Origin of the sequence: Dactylosporangium sp. NPDC051541 (assembly GCF_044454505.1) — a bacterium.
In the GTDB taxonomy this organism is placed as follows: domain Bacteria; phylum Actinomycetota; class Actinomycetes; order Mycobacteriales; family Micromonosporaceae; genus Dactylosporangium.
Genome location: NZ_JBITDU010000025.1, coordinates 1 through 17,684 on the forward strand (window position 1 = coordinate 1; position 17,684 = coordinate 17,684).

Here is a 17,684-nt window from a genome sequence, read left to right on the forward strand (position 1 = left end):
ACACCGAACCCGTCGCCGCCGAACTGGCAGCGGCCTAACATCCAACCAACTGGATCTACGCTGGCCGTTCCTACACCACGCCAGCGGACGCGGCCCCTGCCTCGGGAGGAGGCTCGGTCATACTTTCCAATTCTCGCAGCGCTTGTCGCGCAGGGTTGGCGGCCGCAGGTGACGGCCCGAATCTGGTGTGGATATCGGTCTGATTACGAGTATGACGACGACGGCCGCTCTGCGGATCGACCCGACTTCCTTGGTTCGGTCCGGCTGGACCTCGCCGAACCGCATCTCATCGTGCCAGCCAATACACCGCCAGAGGATCCGTACGTCCTTCTGCCGTATGGCAACGCACTCCAGGTCACTGGCGAGGAAGCGCATCTGGAGACGCTGACGCCTTGGCTACGGTCGGAAGGCGAGGGGTGGATCTACGTCACGCTGCACGAGGTGCTGGAGCAGACGACTCGGTCGGTGCGGGCTGTTGTCGAAGTTAGAGTAAACGGCAGCGTCGGCGGAACGCTCACTCCGAAGATGAGTGGCGAGTATCTACCGGTGATACGGATGCTGGCCGAGCAGGGAACCGTCGCAGCGGCCCGCGCCATTCTCAAGGGCAATCGGATCAAGGCCGATATCGTCCTGCACGCTGCTCGCGCGAATCAGCTGTCAGGTGAGTGGCTCGACAAGATAGCGACCCAGCCTTCGGCGCCAGCCGACGATAATATGCGCTCCGCCCGGAGGGTGCCCGAGCTGGCCGCTGCCGCCAACGGGAGCAATGCCTTGACGCTCGAGGCGATTGAGGAGCCGGGGACTTGGCGGTTCAATCCGCCCCCTGGTTGGCCGCCGGCACCGCTGGGATGGACACCCTCTTCTGGCTGGCGTCCGGATCCTTCGTGGCCGGCCGCACCGCCGCGCTGGCTCTTCTGGCTGCCACAGACGCTGCCAGCCGGCGCGTTCGGCACTGACCCGCCACCCTGGTCGTAGCGCACCATCAGACGCAAGAGCGGTGGTTCAAGTAAGCCATAGTCACGTCCACTGGAGATCAACTTCGGCGGCCGTTCCCGATGGGAGGGCCGCCGAAGTTCGTTCACGGATGTCACATGGCCGAGATGGCCGCACCTGCGTCGTCACCGGCGACATGGCCGCCGGTCTAGGTCAGCGCGGCCGGTCGGGGGTGCTGGCAGGTGTGGCCCGCGCATGCCGCAGCCTGGCCGGTCTGCGGTACGTCGTCTTCCCGTTGCGCCAGCACGCATTCGACGTGGCCACTGGCTGCTCGACGACGGGCGGCCCGCGTGGACTGGCTAGCCGATCACCGTCGACCCGAGGGCCATCCGGTAGGCCCGGGCCGGCTTGCCGCTGCGGCCGGCCCCTTTAAGCAGCGGGTTGGCCTTGGCAGCCCGCGGTGGCTCAGGCGGCGGCAGGCACGCCAACTTGGATATTGCTGAAGTATGCACGAGCCGACCCGTCTCCGGCGGCGTGGGAAACCTCAACAGTCAGCTGCTGAAGATCGGCGCAACTCAATGGAATCACCAGATGTAGGACCGCCGACAGGCCGAACTGCTGATAGGGCGTTCGCTTGGAATCGAGCGCCTGGCCAATTCTCGAACATCCAACGGTATAGCCCAGCTTATTGGAGGCGTCGGCGATACCCAGTGCGACATCGGCTGCGAAGCACGTTATCGAAGGATTCCCCGGCAGGTGGACATTGAGGCGTACGTAACCTCCGCCTTTGCTGTTCGCCGGAGTGGAGAACTTCATTGCATCGCTGCTGGCATTGCCTTTCTCCAGTTTCTCGCCGGCGCCGTCCATAACGTATCCCCGGCCGGCTTCGTCAGTGGTCGGGGGTCCGTACGGCCACTCCTCGGGCTGCCATGAAGACTTCACGGTGAAGTTGGGCGACAAGTCAGTAAGGCGCTTCATCGAAGAGCTTGAGCATTTGCTGCCGCCCGTCTTGGCGGTGACGAATGCTCTGCTGCCGCCCGTCTTGGCGGGAACGAATGCCAGGTACCCCACCGCGGACAAGACGATCAGGATCGCGACGGCCATGGCCGAAAAACGCAAGAGCCTCCTCGCGATAGTTTTGTGCAGCCAGCGGGTGATCGGCACCAGGGCGGCCAGAAGTAAGATAATCGACAGGACTCGGAAAACGATGCGTAGCCATTCAGGCAGACCGTTAAAAATACTCACTGAACCCAGACTGATGCCAAGTAATGCATCAACGCGCCCAATCAAGATCCATAAGCGTTCCCGGACCCGTTCGGGCTTTCGGCCGGTCTTGCCGGCTGTGCCATCGAGGTCCGTGTCGTTACCCGCAGTCGTCGAGTCCGCATGAGCCTGTGCGATCTCCTCGTGAGGCTGATCGTCCATGTCGTCACAGTACTGAACCTGGCAAACGGAGCGAGGCCAGCTCGGGTTGGGATCGTCGCTCGCCGGGAGATCATCGAGCTGAACTTTGAGCCGCATTCCACGTAGTGACTGCCGTCGAGTCGGAACGGCATCGACTCGGACGCCAGGCTTCGGTGTATTCGACGAGCTCCAGCCTGCGGTCCCTGTGCTCGGAGCCGTTTGGAGACGATCTCAACCATCCAGGCGACAGTGGTGGGCCGAGTCCAGGCCGTATCGACCGGGATCGAGCCGGTCCTGACGACTTGATGGAGGTTGCCCCGATAATCATGATTAGCGGTCAGGTGTTCGTGGAGATCGCAGCGCCCGGCGACGGCGGTCCCCGGCTCGTCCTTCATGGTTCAAGTAGGCAAGCGGCAGCTCCACTGAAGATCAACTCGGCGGCACCATCCAGACCGGATGGGGCCGCCGAAGCGGTTCTGCGGAAACGCATGTCAGAGGCCGCCGTCCGCGAGCCTCCAGGCGCGTCGGAGGAGTCGTGCCTGGAGCGCCTCGACGGTTGGTCATCTAGCAGGGCCAACGGATGTTGCCGCGCAGCGGTTGAGGTTCGGCCCGTGTATATGCGGCGGCGTGCTCGGAGTCTCGGCGTCTGAGGGGATCGGCTGGCTGACGGGACCGGAACTGGTCGGATTGTTGTGTGCCGCGGTTGGCCAAACTACCCAGTTTGCTCGGGCTGGCGGATCTACAATAACCTGCGCGCATGCCTTCCGACGCCTCCGGCGACGATGCAGAAGATCTCGGTCGACCTTTGTTGATCGTCACGGCGCCTGAAGTGCTTCCCTTTCATCAGTTGACGCCGCAACGTTTTGAAAAACTGGTGCTCTCGCTCGTCGAGTTAATGCCGGAAGTCGAATATTGTCGGCAGTGGGGCAACGGCGGGCAGTCTCAGGGCGGAATCGATCTGTATGCGCCGCTGCGCTCGGCCGGCCAGGCCGACCGGCGATATGTGACAGTCCAGTGCCGTAATACGGCCGCGATGGGTCCGGCCGACATAGCCGCCTTGGTTCGGAAGTTCCGGTCCGGAAGATGGGTGAAAAAGTCGGAACTCTTCGTCCTGGCAACTCGGCAGGGGATTCGCAACACATTATTGCTCGAGGCCGTCGAAGCGGCGCGAGACAGCCTGGAAAGTTCCGGGGTTCGCTTCGAAATCTGGGACGGAGAGGCTCTGTCGCGCAGGCTTCGGACACTTCCTGGGATTGTTGAGGAGTTCTTCGGTGTGGAGGCTTCTCTTCGGTATTGCCCCGGTGCGAAGCGACCCGTGGCGAGGCCGGTTCGACGGACGATGCGTACTTCGGTGGCCGCCTTGGCGGTTGTCGCGGTAGCCGCTATAGCCGCCATCGTGGGCTGGCTCGCAAATCGCGGCGGGCCGACCGTACCGGACAGAATTACAGGCGCTAATGCAATCCGAATCGTGCAGGCGGTGCCGTCGGAGTCGGACGGATTTCTTCGGTTGAGCGTCGTCTTCGACAATCCGTCGAACGGTGCCGAAACCGTGACCGGAATTTCCTTGATTCTGAGCGTTGCCCATTGGAGTCCGTGGCTGTCCGGGCATGATTCCTACCGAATGTCGCCGACGGCTCTTCTGCAGAGACGCGACCCGGAAGGATTTACGTTCTCCGGTAGCGTGTCCGGCGCCGCTGGGGAAGCGGCGAATGAGGCCCATAATGCGCCCGGATCGCCGCATTCCGGGCCGCTTGTGGAACTGCGCGGCGAAGTCGACATGCGCTCTGGTCAACTTCCCGCTCTTCGGCTCAATTTCGACCCTACGACCGTTCTGGACCCGCAGGCGGTTACCGAACTTGCGTTAGAGCTTCCCAGTAGGATGATACTCAAGCGGGACGTCGGACCAGCCGGACAGGCGTCAGGAATTCAATCGGAATTCATCGCAGCATCATTACTGCCAACCGCGCCCCAGATAACTCGGATCGAAGTGGCGGCCCGAATTGGTGGCAGGGGACCCGCGGAACTCAGGCTGTGTTCTTCGAAAACACCGCCGCCCAGCAGCGGAATCTTGAGTTCGGCCACCGGTTTGTGGGAGAGCTGCTGAAACCTTAGGTTGTCATCCCCGGGGCGCACGGGTCGGCATCGATCGCGCAACGGCGAACTTCGTGCCCGCGTAAGTCGGGATTGAGCGGCCACGTGGGATGTGCTTGAGGTGGCCCGGGCGGTCTTCTCCGAACTGGGCCGCGCCTGGAATGCAGCTGGAACGGGTCGGACGATCTCGTCTGGGGCGTGGTCGGATAGGTGGAAGTCGACGTTCCGCCAGTAATTTCTTCATCGATTCGGTGCTGGAGGGCGATCGACGCCTTCTACGAGGACGTGATCCAGAATTTGAAGCCGTGGATGCCGGTGCCGCCGAAGCCGCGGCTTCCTGAGCAGACGATCCCGATCGAGGGAGGGCTTCGGAGCGTGCGCCGCTTGCGTCAGGGCGGTCGCGGCGTAGCAATCAAGGCGGTTGGCGTCCACGGACTGGCTGTCTTTAGCGTCGAGCGGTCGATTGGGGATTACCGGCGGGCTGGCGTACGGATAGAGGCAAGGGTCTTGCCGGTGCTGGCGACGAACCAGAAGTCGTAGCCGCTCCGATTCGGGGTCACGCCGGGCTTGAGCGCGGCGACGACCGCTTTTGCTGCGCCGCTGGGCGAGCGAAACCAGGCGCCAGGCAGTGGCGTTGACGTCACGGTCAGGCCGCTAGTCGTGGTGTCGAACACTCCCTCGACACGTTGACCTTGGTATGTCGCATAGACCGCCACACCATCTGGTGCTATCCGGTCAGGGCCCGCAGGTCCAGACCACTGGTGGAACTGCTCGACGAGAAAAGCGACAGCTTGCCCGTGCGTCAGCCCGCCCGTCCGGGCAATGAGCGTCAAGTCGCGAAACGTGGCGTCGTCGACCTCAATCTTCTCCACTGGAGGAGTGTACATCTAAAGTCAGAGAGTTCCGAAGAGAAGTTGACAACTCTTTGCTGCTCCAGTATGGTGCTTACGTCAACTACGTATGGCTACGATGTAGTCATGACGACTCCCCGATCGGTCCGGTTCGAGGAGGGGGTGCTCTCCCGCCTTGACCGATATGTCAAGGAACATCCAGGCTCGTCGTCATCGTCGGTCGCGAACATGTTTATCGACGAGTCCCTTCGGGCGTATGAGCATCCAGGCATCTTGTTCCGACCTGGTCCGACCGGGCGCCGAGCCGCACTGTCTGGAGGTCCGGACATCTGGGAGGTCATCGCGGCGCTGAACGCGATTCGCGATGACGATCCCGGCTTGGATGGGGACCGGCTGACGGAGGAACTGGCCACGGTCACAGGTCTCAGTGCCTCGGCCGTGGCGGTCGCGCTTAGGTATTACGTCGCCTATCCGGACGAGATCGACGAGCGTATAGCCGGCAACAAGGACGTTGCGGAGCGGGAGGAACAGTTGTGGACGGCCCAGCAGAATCTTCTGCGGCGACCGAAAGCCTAACGAATCTCCTACTTGACGAAATGTATCCGCCAACGCTGGCAAAACGGCTCCGTGACAGTGGCCATGATGTCGTGGCTGTGCTGGATATTGAGGTGGGCCTGGCATCCAGGTCCGATGAGGATGTCTTGGCTTGGGCTGCGCGGAACTACCGATGTGTGGTCACGGAAAACGTGAGTGACTTCGCGCGCCTGGCGTCACAAGGAGCTGCTCACTGCGGGCTTATTTTTGTGCCGGCGCGGCGGTATCCGCGGACAAGGAGCGGACTCGTCCGCCTCGGCGATGCCCTCGACGTGCTGCTTGCGTCGAAGCAACTCCCTGGCAAGGATGGCGTCACTTGGCTCGGCTCTGACCAGTGACGGCGACTACTCTGAGGCGTACGGGCGCGGTAACCCGATTCTCGGCGTTCGCCTTGCTGCGGTCGCCATACAGGAACCACCGTCAGGTCTGGTCGCACCGCTGTTCGACGCCGAAGTCGCGCGCAATCGCGTCGTTCGAAAATGACCTGCTCAGGCCCCGGTCGGACATCAAGTCGGTACTGTAAGTCGGACACTAAGTCGGTATTCCGCAGCTCATAGTGGGCCGGGAGCATGGACACCATGGTTCTTGGAGCACGCGCTCTGGCCGCGTCGGTCATGGCTGAGCTCGTGTCACTCGCTCGGCTTGGGGTGCTGCAATGGGTGCTTCGGAGTCAGCGGCGCACCAGGCGCTTGGCGCGGATTCTGTGGGCGCCGCGGCGCGGAGTGGGGAGGAGGCGGCGCTGAGCCCGGCCTCGATCTCATCGCTTCCGTACCGAGCTCGGCGCGCTCTGCCGCCCTGCTGCCGGCTCGTGGCGAGCGATGGCGCCGGCGCGGCGGGATTCACGCTAGGAGCAGGGCTACGTCGTACTTCTGGATGTGGGCGTCTCGGGTGACCAGGGTGAGCCCTTCGAGCTGGGCCTGGGCGATGAGCATCCGGTCGAACGGGTCGCGGTGGATCGGTGGCAGGCGTCCGGCCGCGATGGCGTGGGAGGAACTGATGTGCAGTTCGCGGAAGCCGCTGTCGCGGATGCGTTCTGGGAGGTCGGCCGGCCCAAGTTTCCCGATGGATTGCTTGATGGCAATTTCCCAGATTGTCGCGGCGCTGATGTAGACGTTGAGGTCTTGGTCGAGGCGGTCTTTGATGTCGGCGGCCAGAGTGTCGTCCTCGGTCAGCCACCACAGCACGACGTGTGTGTCGAGCAGCAAGCTCACGGCGTCAGCCCGAAGTCGTCGGCGATGCTGTCGTTGACCTCGGCGGAGTCCCAGTCGTCGGCGGCGACGAGCTGCCCGGCCAGCGATCCGCGGCCCGTGCGTTTGACACGCGGGTGCAGCGGGATCACCTTGGCGACCGGTGTGCCGGCGCGGCTGATGATGATTTCCTCACCGTGCTCCACGCGGTCGATGATCCGGGACAGGTTGGTCTTCGCATCGTGGATGTTGAACTGTGGAACGATCGCATCGCTCGACATGGCAACCCCCTTAGCTAAGAGCTTAGTCCGGCCTTCTGGGTACGGCTATGGCGTGCGTCAGGCCGACTCCGCCGGGTTCAAGTAGGCCATCCACCGCTGGCGCCCTTGCTCAGCGCGGGGGCGCTTCGCACGACCCACGCCCCCGCTAGGTGGGCCGTGCGGCGTGCTCGGACTGGCGACGTTCGCATCACCTAGCTCGCTGCCGCCAGCTTTGGGTGGCGGCCGTTGTTCGCTGGGCCGTTGTGGCGTGCGTGGGGCTTTGCGTGGTCACGTCCCGGGGTGTTGATTGAGAGGAGCTCGGACGGCATTTCGCGAATCTTCGCCGTGGCTGGAATGCGTAGCCGGAACGGGTCGGGAGATCTCTTCGGGGGCGTGGCCGGATGGGTGGAAGTTGATGTTCCCTTGACGGTTTGTTCTGCCGGATCGACTTGTGAACAGGGGTGTACGTTGCGTTAACCCCGATCGCGAGGAGTCTCCGTGTCTCAGGAAACGTGGCTTGCCGCTCGGCTCATTCCGACGTCTGGTATCAATGGCGCCGCCGAGCAGGAGCGGCGGGCGACGTCGGCGCTGCTGGCCGTTGTCAGTGCGGTCCGGGAATTCGGCCGGGCGCTGACGCAGCCGCTCGGAGCTCCGGCCGGCGCCGTGGAGACATACATCGAGGTGCCTTTCAAGCTTGGCGACCGTCAGCTCTTCCCCGACGGGCTGATCCGGGTGACGCGGGGCGGGCGCCGGTGGACAGCGCTTGTCGAGGTGAAGACCGGCGCCAACGAGCTCGAAGCGCAACAGCTGGAGAACTATCTCGACATCGCGCGTGATCAGGGGTTCGACGCGGTCGTCACGATCTCGAACGAGATTCCGCCGGTGCCGGGTCAGCACCCGACAGCCGTGGATCGGCGGAAGCTGAAGAAGGTCGCGCTGTTCCACATTCCGTGGTCCGAGATCCTCACGACGGCGGTCATGCAGAAGGAGTACCGCGGTGTCGCCGACCCGGATCAGGCGTGGATTCTCGGCGAGTTGATCCGCTATCTGGAGCACCCGAAGTCCGGTGCCATGGAGTTCAGCGACATGGGCCCCGCGTGGGTGTCGGTACGCGAGTCGGTCAGTGCGGGCACCCTCCGGCCGACCGACGCCACGGTTTCCCAGGTCGCCGGACGCTTCGACGCGCTGGTGCGTTACGCCGGGCTGCGGCTCGGCCGGCAGTTGGGCATCGAGGTCGTACCCGCCCTGGCCCGGCGCGAGGCCGCGGATCCGTCGCTGCGCATGCAGGCGCTGATCGCCCAGCTCTCGACGACCGGTTCGATGACCGGCGGGCTGCGCATCCCCGGCGCCGTCGGCCACCTTTACGTCACCGCCGACCTGCGGGCCGGCAAGATCGTGTGCCACGTCGACCTGGAAGCGCCGCGCGATGGACGGATCACGACGAAGGTGAACTGGCTGACGCGGCAGTTGCGCAACGCTCCCGAGACCCTGCGGATCGAGTCGTACGCGCTGCACGCGCGCGGGCCCGGCAACGCGGAGCTGCTGCGCACGGTCCGGGAGAACCCGGCCGCGCTGATCGGGGACCCGCCGAAGGATCTGCGCGCCTTTCGCGTCGCCCAGAACTCGGTCGCGGGCTCCAAGCGGGGTACGGGGCGGGGCGCGTTCATCGACTCGGTCCTCGAGGCGATCGACGCCTTCTACGAGGACGTGATTCAGAACCTGAAGCCATGGATGCCGGCGCCGCCGAAGCTGCGCTTGGCTGAGGAGACGATCCCGGTCGAGCCCGTCGCGCCTTCGTTGAGCTCCACCGCGATTTCTTCGCAGGACGGGCCCGAGCCGATGGAGGCCGGCCAGGAGGGTCTGCTGCGCAGCTGAGAAAGGGGCGGCGGCGGGGGGAGGACAGTTCCGGACTGAAGTGGGTTGCTTCGATGGGTTGCTCAGTATCGTGGGCTCGTGATCGAGCTGTTGTTCGAGGCTGGTGATCTGGCTCGGATTCGGTTTGCGCGGTCGCCCGTGCAGGAGCTTGTCAGCAGTTTGCGGATCTTCGGGCGGGCGGATCGGGTGCGGATGCATCGGGTTTGGGTGGAGGCTGTTCGGGGGGCGGTTGGGGGGCTCGGGCTCGAGTTGTTGCCGGCGTTGGTGAAGGACCCTCGTTATGTGCCGGACTTTCTGACGCCTCCGCCGGATCACGCGAGCATGACGTTCGCCGAGGAAGTGGACCGGGTCCGCGGCACTCCCGCGGTGGCGGTACGGGCACAGCTCGACCTGATGCGCAAAAGCGACGACGAAGCGCTGCTCGCGTTGTACGACGACCCGGAGCGGGAGCTCGGGCGGTTGGCGGGGGAGTTGCACGCCTACTGGGAGGTGGCCCTCGCGCCGGTTTGGGCTCGAGTCGTCGGGGTGCTCAACGCCGAGATCGGGTATCGGGCCGATCAGCTCACGTCCGGTGGTGTTGTTCGGGTGCTGGGGAACCTGCACCCCGAAGTCGAGTATGCCGAAGATGCGCTGCGGATTCTCTGGCCCACCTGGCAGTCGCGGAACAAGCTCGACGGGGGCGGGATGCTCCTGGTTCCGTGCGTGTTCGCCTGGCCATCGCTGCTGGTCGACACCGGGCCGCAAGCGCCGGCCCTCGTCTACAGCCCCCGTGGTGTCGGCAACGTCTGGGGCGAAACCCGGCGGACCGCGGACAAGCCCGTCGACGAGCTGCTCGGGCGGCGGCGGGCGAAGTTGCTGGCCTGGCTCGATCTTCCGCTGTCGACCACCCAGGTGGCTCGGGAGCTGGGGTTGAGTGCGGCCTCGGTGAGTGAGCATCTGACGGTGCTGCGACGGTCGGGGCTGGTCGCGTCGCGGCGGTCGGGGCGGCAGGTGCTGTACCAGCGAACCGCTCTTGGCACTGATCTTCTCGGGCAGAGCGGTTGACCATTCGGGGACAGGCGAATCGTGGAGCGGCCGCGCGGCGGCGTCGAGCATGGTCCGGGTCGAACACAGACCTGAGGAGGCTCGAATATGCGTGTGGTGAAGGTTCTGGGGCTGGCGGCGGTCCTCGTGGGAGTCGGCGCGGCGCCGGCGGCGGCTTCGCCCGGGAACGGGGGGTGGGAGCCGACGAGCACGCCGCCGTTCGTCATCCCGGCCGGGGCGGTGTGTTCGTTCGAGGTCAAAGGTGACATCGTCCGGGACCGCGAGCGGATGCGGACGCCGGCCACGTATGCCGACGGGTCGCCGAAGGTGCAGGACTTCGAGGGTGTGCTGGTGATCCGCTACACGAACACGAGCAACCACAAGACCGTCGTGCGGGACGCGACCGGCTCCATCCGGGTCTATTACCTGCCGGACGGTACCAAGATCCAGCAGTTGAAGGGCAACAACGCCCTGCCGGTCAAGGCGACCAACACCGGCTTCCCCGGCGGCGACTACATCACCCACGGCGACTTCGTAGTGATCGACCACCCCGATCACAGCCGGGAGGTGCCGGTCCAGCTCGGCACGATGGAGAACCTGTGTAAGACCCTCGGCTAATGGTGGACGACCGCGTCGCCGAGGGCTCCGTAGGGGCGGGTCGCGGTGCCGCACGAGCCCTTCGTGCGCTCGGCCGACACGGTGAGCATGCGGACCGAGGTCAGGTCCAGGTCGACGGCGACGGAGCGGCTGCGGCTCACGGTGTCGGTCAGGGCCGCCTTGCCGTCGAGCTCGATGATGAGCTTGGCCTGGACGTCGGCCGGGGCGGTGACGTCCAGGCCGGCCGTCGCGGTGAGGCGGTGCCACTTGCCGTCGAGCTGGTAGGTGGCGCTGGCCGCCTTGCCGTCGCAGCCGACCCAGAAGCCGGTCGACACCGGGAAGTGCCGGCCGTTGAGGGTGCTGTCGAGCTGCTGGCCGGAGGAGCCGACGTCGCTGGCGGCGATCGGGATGCGGGACAGCGGCCGGTCGTCGCCCGTGGCCGCCTCGCTGTCCGACCCGCTGCGGCCGAGCCAGGGGACGATGGTGGCGCCGGCGCAGACCATGACCAGTCCGGCGACGGCGGCGAGGCTGCTCAGGACGGTCAGGGCCCGGCCGGCCAGCCGCGCGGTCGCGCCGGGCGGGGTGGTCGTCATCGGTGCCATACCCACCGGGTGTACCTGCACGACGCGGTGCCAGGTGCCCGGGTCGACGGGGCCGGCGTAGTTGTGGAAGTCGCCACGGCTCAACCGGAACGGTGCCGACAGGTCGAGGTAGCTGGGCGACGTCGCGCGCCGGTCCCACGACTGCGTCGGGATCGGCACGTGATCGTGGCGCTGGCTCTTGTCCTGGCTGGTGATCTTCAGGACCTCGAAGGTCTGCCCGTCGCCGCGCAGCACCAGGCAGGGTCGGACCTTCTCGCCCGCGGTCTCCCGGAACGGCACCGCCGCCCACCAGACCTCGCCCGGCTGCGGATACCGCGGCGTGCGCTGCGGACTCCGGCCCTGCATGGAGCGGCCGACGAACCAGCCGACCACTCCCGCCACGAACAATACGACGCCGGACACCAGGACCCAGTTCGCGTGGATGTCGTCCTCCATCGATTCGCGGGCGAGACCGCGATCATCGCAGAGCCGGGCGTCCACACGAAAGTCAGGCGCGCCCCAGCAGCCGCTCCACGTCGGCCAGTTCCGCCGGTGTCAACGGGCCGTGGGCCAGTGCGCCGGCATTCTCTTCGACCTGAGCGACGGTGCGGCCGCCGGGAATAGGAACAGTGCGGGCGTCGTACGCCCACAGCCAGGCCAGAGCGCCCTGAGCCAGCGTCCGGCCGTCCGCGGTGAGAATGTCGCGGATCGCCGCGATGCGGGTAAGGAACGCTGGTGTTGGGCGGCCGTCGGTGAAGTACGTCATCCATTCGGGGCTCAGGCCCCGGACGTCATCGCGGGGGAGTTCGGACCCCGCGGTGTAACGGCCGCCCAGCAGGCCCATCGCGAGCGGGCCGCGGATGATGACGCCGAGGTCGTGCTTCGCGGCGACCGGCAGGACCTCGAACGAGCCGCGGAGCACCGACAGGTCGGCCTGGATCGTGGCGCAGCGCGGGCCGGCGGCGGCGAAGGCGTCGGCGCGCTCCGGGAAGTCGGTGCTCCAGCCGTAGGCGCGGATCAGCCCCTCGTCGACCAGCGACTCCAGCGTCGGGATGAGGTCGAGGGCCTGCGGGATCGGCAGGCTGTTGATGTGCAGCTGATACAGGTCGATGCGGTCGGTGTCGAGGCGGCGCAGGGACTCGCGGACGGAGCGCTGGACGTTGGCCGGTGTGCCGTCGTCGGGGCCGGTCTGGCGGGTCTCCTCGTCGAAGGTGGCGCCGAACTTCGTGGCGATCACGACCTCGTCGCGGCGCCCGGCCAGGGCGCGGGCCAGCACCTGCTCGCTATGGCCCGCGCCGTAGACGTTGGCGGTGTCGAAGAACGTGACGCCCAGTTCGAGGGCGCGGCGGACGGCCCGGATCGACTCCTCGTCGTCCACCTCGCCCCAGCCGAGGGGCTGCGCACCGGCCCAGAACGGGCCGCCGATCGCCCAGCAGCCCATCCCGAGTGCGCTGACCTCGATACCACTGCGGCCCAAGGAACGTGTATCCATGAGCCTCACGATTCCACCTGGAGCGCGCTCCAGGTCAAGCCGCCGCGAGTACCTCCCGCAGCCGCTGGGCGAATCCGGGCGGGTCCATCACGAAGGCGATGTGGCCGCCCGGGAACGGGAGCACCGCTTGGCCGAGCCGCTCGGCGAGGGCGTGGGAGGTGCGGTCCAGGAGCTGCCCGGCCGAGTCGGTGCCGAGTGCGACGCGCACCTTGGTCGGGCCGTCGCGCAGTACCGGAATGTCGGGCTCGAAATAGGTGGTGCCGCGCATCTCGTGGCGGAACCAGAAGGCCTCGTCGGCGAGCTGCTGCGCGTCCGGCTCGGGGCCGGGCGGCGGACCCTCGTGGATGTTCGCGTTGATCATGAACTTCTTCCAGGCGCCGGCCGGGTCGCCGGCCTCGTAGGTGGCGATGATGTCCTCGATGGCCGCGTCGCGCTCCGCCCGGTCCGGCAGCACCGCGTTGACGGGCGGCTCGTGGGCGATCACGGTGTGTGCGACGCCGGGGTGGTGCTGGGCCAGGGCGAGGGCGGTGACCGCGCCCCCGCTGGAGCCGAAGACCGCGGCCGGGCCGGCGTCGACGTGGGCGATGAGCCGGGCCAGATCGCCGGCCCGGGCCGCGGCCGTCGAGTCCGATTCCGGGATATCGAGCACGCTCGCGCCGATGCCCCGCGGATCGGTGGTCAGCACGGTATGGTCGGCGGCGAGCAGGTCGGCGACCGGTGCGAAGAAGCGCGTGCCCATCGGGGCGCCGACCAGCACCAGGAGCGGTCCGTGACCGCGAAGCTCGTAGTAGATCGCGGCATCCGAAACGCGCAGGGTGTCGTACTGCATGTGGGGACCTCCTTCTCTCAAGAAAGGAGACCGGTCCGATGCCGCAAACTCGTCGCTTGCTCGAGCCCGACTTCGCCGACGACCTCGCGCGCGCCCGGAAGGGTGACGACGACGCGTTCGCCCGCCTGGTCGCACCGCTGCGGGGCCAGCTGCACGCGCACTGCTATCGGATGCTCGGCTCGGTCCACGACGCCGACGACGCACTGCAGGACGCCCTGGTCCGGGCCTGGTTGGGGCTGCCGGGATACCAGGGGCGGGGCTCGCTGCGGGCCTGGCTCTTCACCGTCGCGACGCGGACGTGCCTCGACCTCGTCGCCGCCCGGGGCCGCCGGGCCCTGCCGATCGACCTGAGCCCGGCCGCCGACTCCGCCGCCGTCGACGAACGGCCCCGCACCGATGTCGCCTGGCTGGAGCCATACCCCGACGTCGTCTGCGAGCAGCGCGAGACGGTCGAGCTCGCCTTTGTCGCCGCGCTGCAGCACCTGCCCGGCAACCAGCGTGCCGCCCTGCTCCTGTTCGAGGTCCTCGGCTTCAGCGCGGCCGAGATCGCCGAGATCATGGCGACGACCGTCGGCTCGGTCAACTCGGCCCTGGCCCGGGCCCGCCGCACGCTCGCGGAGAAGGTCCCGCCGGCCGCGCAGCAGCCGACCTTGCGCCGCATCGGCGACGAGCGCATCCGCGGGATCGTCGCCGCCTACGCCACGGCGCTGGAGCACGGGGACGCGCCGGCGCTGGTCGCGCTGCTCACCGAGGACGTCACGTGGTCGATGCCGCCGCTGCCGAGCTGGTATCACGGACTGCCGGCGGTCACCGACTTCGCGATCCGCCTGCCGCTGTCGACGTGCGGCAGCTGGCGCCATCTGACGACGTTCGCCAATGCACAACCGGCGATCGCGTCCTATCGCCGCCCCGGCCCGGACGGCCCGCACGAGGCGTGGTCGCTGAACGTCCTGACGCTCCGCAACGACCAGATCGCCGAAATCACGTCCTTTCTCGACCCGGCCCTGTTCGCCCGATTCGGTCTGCCGGTGAGATTATAAAAACGCAACTGCGAAAAGCATTGAAAGGCGGTTTGGATTCCGGGGCCGCTTCGCTCCCGCCCCGGGCCGGGGGCTCCGCCCCCTGGGCCCCCAGCCGACCGCGAGTGGCGAGCAGCAGCACGACGGCCGCGGCCGTAGCGCCGATGAGCAAGGCGTGCAGCGAATCGCTGAACGCGTCCAGCGCGGGGAAGATCGCCGTCCAGGCCAATGAGAACAACGTGTTCACGTTGGCGTGGAAGAGCATGACCAACGGCAGGCTCTCACCGGTGCGGTTGAAGACCCACGTCATGACAATGCTCAACGGAACCGCCGCGACGATGAACTCCGCGGCGAGCCACCAGTCGACATCCGGCCAGCCGGCCCACTCGGTCAGGAACAGCGGCAGGTGCCAGGCGCCCCACAGCGGTCCCAGGATCAGCGAACCCGGCAACGAGCCGAAGCGGGACTGCAGCCGCGGCTGAGCGAAGTCGCGCCAGCCCGGTTCTTCGGCGACGCCGGTGGTCAGGAACTGCAGGACCAGGAGCGGCAGATAGGCCAGCAGGACGGCCCGGCCGGGGCTGCGCATATCGTCCAGCGCACCGGGAATGGGCAGCGTGGCCAGCACGCCGATCGCCGGCACCAGCACGAGAATCCCCAGGTACCACCGCCAGTTCACGCGCCAGCGGACCAGCCGGGCGGCCCAGCGGCGCAGGCCCGGGCGGCCCTCGGCGATCGCGGTCACGATGAGGGCCGACGTGATCGGGCCCAGATAGCCGCCCGGCAGCACGCCCAGCGTCTGGGAGCTGCCGAGGATCGCCGGGATGCGGATCGGGAGCAGGCCGAGACCGTTCTCCGAGAGGATGTACGGCAGCCACGCGAGCCAGGTGAGCGAGTAGGACAGCACGAAGTAGGACAGCAGTGGTCGGCGAGCAATCATGAGGCGGGAGCCAAACAGGCCGGCCGCGGTTCGCGCACTACACCTAGGTATACGCGGTGGAGTACAGCTGGGGACCTGGGCCGGCGGCACGCGGTTGCATAGCTTGAATGCCGTGCCACTGTTGCTGACCGTCCGCACCTGGCGGGCGCTTGCGTATCTGCTGACGACGTTGCCGGTCGTGGGCTTTGTCGCCGTACCATTGGCGTCCCTCGCTGTTCCGGCGGCGGTGTGCGTGCGCCGGATCGCGACCGGGGTCGCTCGGCCCACCGATGCGCTGCTGTTCGTCGCCGGGGCGCTCGCGATCGCCGCGGTCGCGCCGCCGGTGGCCTGGGTGCTGGCCGCGGTCGAGCGGCGGCGGCTGCGGATCGCCGACGACCGGCCGCTGGGGCCCCGGCCGCGGCCCTGGCTGTGGCGGGCGCTCGGCTACCTGGCGCTGTTCGTGACCGTGATTCCGCTGGTGTACGGCACGCTCACGGTCGTGCTCATGACGCTCACGGTCTTCGCGCTGAGCCCGCTACTTGTCCACAGTGGACCGATGGTGTTCGGCAGCGGGCGGATCACCACGGTGGCCGGGGCCGTGCCGTTCTCGATCGCCGCCTCGCTGGTGCTGCTCTTCGCCGCGCCGTACCTGCTCACGTGGGTCGCCGCGGTGCACGGGTCGCTCATCCGGGCGCTGCTGGCCGGTGCTGCCGACGAGCGGCTGCGGGCCGAGCTCGTCGAGGTGGCGCGGTCGCGGGCGCGGCTCGCCGACGCGTTCGAGGCCGAGCGGCACCGGATCGAGCGCGACCTGCACGACGGCGCGCAGCAGAAACTGATCGGTCTCACCCTGCAGCTCGGCCTGGCCCGCCTCGACCTGCCGCCCGACGCGGCCGCGACGACCGCCGTCACCACCGCGCACGAGCAGGCCAAGGAGCTCATGGTCGAGCTGCGGGAACTGATCCACGGCATCCGCCCGCAGGTGCTCGGCGACCTCGGCCTGCCGGCGGCGCTGCCGGAGCTCGCCGAGCGGTTCGCGGTGCCGGTGACCGTCGACGCCGACCTGCCGGACCGCCTGCCGCCGCACGTGGAGTCGACCGCGTACTTCGTCGTCGCCGAGGCCCTCACCAACGTCGCGAAACACAGCGCGGCCGCGTCCGCCTCCGTCCACGCCTTCGTGGATGCCGGGCGGCTCGTCGTGGAGGTCGTGGACAGCGGGCACGGTGGCGCCGATCCCGGGCGCGGCACCGGGCTCACCGGGCTGGCCGACCGCGTCGCCGTGGCCGACGGGCGGATGCTGCTGTCCAGCCCGCCCGGCGGCCCGACGGTGGTCCGGATCGAGCTTCCGGTGCGGGCGCTGTGAACGAACCGGCGGTTGCTGAGAGCCCCATCCGCGTCGTCCTGGCCGAGGACGGCGTGTTGCTCCGGGAGGGCCTGGCCGGGCTGCTGACCCGGTTCGGGTTCGCGGTCGTCGGCACCGCCGGGGACGCCGCCGAGCTGGTCGCGGCCGTGGAGGCGCACGGCCCCGACCTGGTGATCACCGACATCCGGATGCCGCCGACGTTCACCGATGAAGGACTTCGGGCGGCGGTACTGCTCCGCAAACGCGACCCGCGGCTGGCCGTGGTCGCGCTGAGCCAGTTCGTCCAGCACGCGTACGCCGCCGAACTCCTCGAGTCCCGGTCCGGGCAGGGCATCGGCTATCTGCTCAAGGACCGGGTCGTGGACGTCGAGGACTTCGTCGCGACCCTGCGCCGGGTCGCGGCGGGCGGCACGGTCCTCGACCCGGAGGTGATCCGCCGCCTCCTGGGCCGCCGCGCCGAGCCCCTGGCCGGCCTGTCGGCCCGCGAACGGGAAGTGCTCGCGGTGGTCGCCGAGGGCCACTCGAACACCGCGATCGCCCGCCGCCTGCACCTGTCCGAGGCGGCCGTGGCCAAGCACATCGGCAACATCTTCGCCAAGTTGACGCTGCCGCCCACCGAGGACTCCAACCGCCGTGTTCTGGCTGTTCTGATGTATCTGCAGCATCGCTAGA

18 protein-coding genes are annotated in these 17,684 nt (G+C 67.5%); 10 read left to right on the forward strand and 8 right to left on the reverse strand.

Translation table 11 applies throughout. The features are described 5' to 3' along the window. The first annotated feature begins 168 nt into the window (after nucleotides 1-168). Entirely contained in the window at nucleotides 169-975 is an 807-nt protein-coding gene (locus ACIA8L_RS51990) for a hypothetical protein (protein ID WP_395917061.1), read from the forward strand. Nucleotides 976-1,398: 423 nt separating this feature from the next. Here ACIA8L_RS51990 and ACIA8L_RS51995 read toward each other — a convergent pair whose 3' ends face one another. Next, nucleotides 1,399-2,358, reverse strand: a complete 960-nt coding sequence (locus ACIA8L_RS51995; RefSeq protein ID WP_395917062.1) for a hypothetical protein — start codon at nucleotides 2,356-2,358, stop codon at nucleotides 1,399-1,401. Nucleotides 2,359-3,094: 736 nt separating this feature from the next. Here ACIA8L_RS51995 and ACIA8L_RS52000 point away from each other — a divergent pair. Further along, on the forward strand, nucleotides 3,095-4,441 hold the full coding sequence (locus ACIA8L_RS52000; protein WP_395917064.1) for a hypothetical protein: 1,347 nt from the start codon (nucleotides 3,095-3,097) through the stop codon (nucleotides 4,439-4,441). Between the two features lie 457 nt (nucleotides 4,442-4,898). Here the strand turns inward: ACIA8L_RS52000 and ACIA8L_RS52005 are convergent, their stop codons facing one another. After that, complete coding sequence (locus tag ACIA8L_RS52005; protein WP_395917066.1) at nucleotides 4,899-5,300, reverse strand: hypothetical protein; 402 nt, start codon at nucleotides 5,298-5,300, stop codon at nucleotides 4,899-4,901. A gap of 105 nt (nucleotides 5,301-5,405) precedes the next feature. Between ACIA8L_RS52005 and ACIA8L_RS52010 the strand changes: the two genes are divergently transcribed. Both ACIA8L_RS52010 and ACIA8L_RS52015 read left to right on the forward strand, forming a co-directional pair. Then, nucleotides 5,406-5,855 carry a hypothetical protein gene (locus ACIA8L_RS52010; protein WP_395917068.1) on the forward strand — a complete coding sequence of 150 codons (450 nt, stop codon included), beginning with the start codon at nucleotides 5,406-5,408 and terminating at the stop codon, nucleotides 5,853-5,855. Then, on the forward strand, nucleotides 5,813-6,211 hold the full coding sequence (locus tag ACIA8L_RS52015; RefSeq protein WP_395917069.1) for a DUF5615 family PIN-like protein: 399 nt from the start codon (nucleotides 5,813-5,815) through the stop codon (nucleotides 6,209-6,211). The genes ACIA8L_RS52010 and ACIA8L_RS52015 overlap by 43 nt, the downstream gene beginning before the upstream one ends. A 501-nt stretch (nucleotides 6,212-6,712) precedes the next feature. Here ACIA8L_RS52015 and ACIA8L_RS52020 read toward each other — a convergent pair. Together ACIA8L_RS52020 and ACIA8L_RS52025 are read right to left on the reverse strand one after the other, a co-directional pair. Continuing rightward, entirely contained in the window at nucleotides 6,713-7,084 is a 372-nt protein-coding gene (locus tag ACIA8L_RS52020; protein ID WP_395917071.1) for a type II toxin-antitoxin system VapC family toxin, read from the reverse strand. Beyond that, nucleotides 7,081-7,341, reverse strand: a complete 261-nt coding sequence (locus ACIA8L_RS52025; protein WP_395917073.1) for a type II toxin-antitoxin system Phd/YefM family antitoxin — start codon at nucleotides 7,339-7,341, stop codon at nucleotides 7,081-7,083. The genes ACIA8L_RS52020 and ACIA8L_RS52025 overlap by 4 nt, the downstream gene beginning before the upstream one ends. Before the next feature lie 477 nt (nucleotides 7,342-7,818). Here ACIA8L_RS52025 and ACIA8L_RS52030 point away from each other — a divergent pair, with 477 nt between their 5' ends. From ACIA8L_RS52030 to ACIA8L_RS52040, 3 genes are all read left to right on the forward strand, one after another. After that, entirely contained in the window at nucleotides 7,819-9,195 is a 1,377-nt protein-coding gene (locus ACIA8L_RS52030) for a stress response protein (protein ID WP_395917075.1), read from the forward strand. A 78-nt stretch (nucleotides 9,196-9,273) separates the two neighbouring features. Then, nucleotides 9,274-10,239, forward strand: a complete 966-nt coding sequence (locus tag ACIA8L_RS52035) for a DUF5937 family protein (RefSeq protein ID WP_395917076.1) — start codon at nucleotides 9,274-9,276, stop codon at nucleotides 10,237-10,239. Nucleotides 10,240-10,326: 87 nt separating this feature from the next. Then, a complete protein-coding gene (locus ACIA8L_RS52040; RefSeq protein ID WP_395917078.1) occupies nucleotides 10,327-10,836 on the forward strand; it encodes a hypothetical protein in 510 nt (169 codons plus the stop codon). Here the strand turns inward: ACIA8L_RS52040 and ACIA8L_RS52045 are convergent. Genes ACIA8L_RS52045 through ACIA8L_RS52055 form a run of 3 tightly spaced genes read right to left on the reverse strand, consistent with a single transcriptional unit; the run spans nucleotide 10,833 to nucleotide 13,717 of the window. Beyond that, a complete protein-coding gene (locus ACIA8L_RS52045; RefSeq protein WP_395917080.1) occupies nucleotides 10,833-11,852 on the reverse strand; it encodes an NPCBM/NEW2 domain-containing protein in 1,020 nt (339 codons plus the stop codon). The two genes, ACIA8L_RS52040 and ACIA8L_RS52045, sit on opposite strands and share 4 nt — an antisense overlap. A 52-nt stretch (nucleotides 11,853-11,904) precedes the next feature. Continuing rightward, a complete protein-coding gene (locus ACIA8L_RS52050) occupies nucleotides 11,905-12,888 on the reverse strand; it encodes an aldo/keto reductase (protein WP_395917082.1) in 984 nt (327 codons plus the stop codon). Nucleotides 12,889-12,922: 34 nt separating this feature from the next. Further along, nucleotides 12,923-13,717 (reverse strand): alpha/beta fold hydrolase, encoded by a 795-nt coding sequence (locus ACIA8L_RS52055; RefSeq protein WP_395917083.1) that lies wholly within the window; start codon nucleotides 13,715-13,717, stop codon nucleotides 12,923-12,925. A 56-nt stretch (nucleotides 13,718-13,773) separates the two neighbouring features. Here ACIA8L_RS52055 and ACIA8L_RS52060 point away from each other — a divergent pair, with 56 nt between their 5' ends. Further along, entirely contained in the window at nucleotides 13,774-14,757 is a 984-nt protein-coding gene (locus ACIA8L_RS52060) for a sigma-70 family RNA polymerase sigma factor (RefSeq protein ID WP_395917085.1), read from the forward strand. On the opposite strand, the gene ACIA8L_RS52065 is transcribed toward ACIA8L_RS52060, so the two are convergent. Then, complete coding sequence (locus tag ACIA8L_RS52065; RefSeq protein WP_395917087.1) at nucleotides 14,699-15,673, reverse strand: CPBP family intramembrane glutamic endopeptidase; 975 nt, start codon at nucleotides 15,671-15,673, stop codon at nucleotides 14,699-14,701. The genes ACIA8L_RS52060 and ACIA8L_RS52065 overlap by 59 nt on opposite strands. A 112-nt stretch (nucleotides 15,674-15,785) precedes the next feature. On the opposite strand from ACIA8L_RS52065, the gene ACIA8L_RS52070 reads away from it, so the two are divergent. Next, on the forward strand, nucleotides 15,786-17,012 hold the full coding sequence (locus ACIA8L_RS52070; protein ID WP_395917088.1) for a histidine kinase: 1,227 nt from the start codon (nucleotides 15,786-15,788) through the stop codon (nucleotides 17,010-17,012). After that, complete coding sequence (locus ACIA8L_RS52075) at nucleotides 17,009-17,683, forward strand: response regulator (RefSeq protein ID WP_395917090.1); 675 nt, start codon at nucleotides 17,009-17,011, stop codon at nucleotides 17,681-17,683. The genes ACIA8L_RS52070 and ACIA8L_RS52075 overlap by 4 nt, the downstream gene beginning before the upstream one ends. Nucleotide 17,684: the final 1 nt, after the last annotated feature.

What these genes read in the sequence shown, in the direction of transcription:
- ACIA8L_RS52025 (WP_395917073.1), bottom strand. Translation starts at nt 7,341, where the DNA reads ATGTCGAGCGATGCGATCGTTCCACAGTTCAACATCCACGATGCGAAG.
- ACIA8L_RS52050 (WP_395917082.1), bottom strand. Translation starts at nt 12,888, where the DNA reads ATGGATACACGTTCCTTGGGCCGCAGTGGTATCGAGGTCAGCGCACTC.
- ACIA8L_RS52065 (WP_395917087.1), bottom strand. Translation starts at nt 15,673, where the DNA reads ATGATTGCTCGCCGACCACTGCTGTCCTACTTCGTGCTGTCCTACTCG.
- ACIA8L_RS52040 (WP_395917078.1), top strand. Translation starts at nt 10,327, where the DNA reads ATGCGTGTGGTGAAGGTTCTGGGGCTGGCGGCGGTCCTCGTGGGAGTC.
- ACIA8L_RS52000 (WP_395917064.1), top strand. Translation starts at nt 3,095, where the DNA reads ATGCCTTCCGACGCCTCCGGCGACGATGCAGAAGATCTCGGTCGACCT.
- ACIA8L_RS52055 (WP_395917083.1), bottom strand. Translation starts at nt 13,717, where the DNA reads ATGCAGTACGACACCCTGCGCGTTTCGGATGCCGCGATCTACTACGAG.
- ACIA8L_RS52010 (WP_395917068.1), top strand. Translation starts at nt 5,406, where the DNA reads ATGACGACTCCCCGATCGGTCCGGTTCGAGGAGGGGGTGCTCTCCCGC.
- ACIA8L_RS51995 (WP_395917062.1), bottom strand. Translation starts at nt 2,358, where the DNA reads ATGGACGATCAGCCTCACGAGGAGATCGCACAGGCTCATGCGGACTCG.
- ACIA8L_RS52045 (WP_395917080.1), bottom strand. Translation starts at nt 11,852, where the DNA reads ATGGAGGACGACATCCACGCGAACTGGGTCCTGGTGTCCGGCGTCGTA.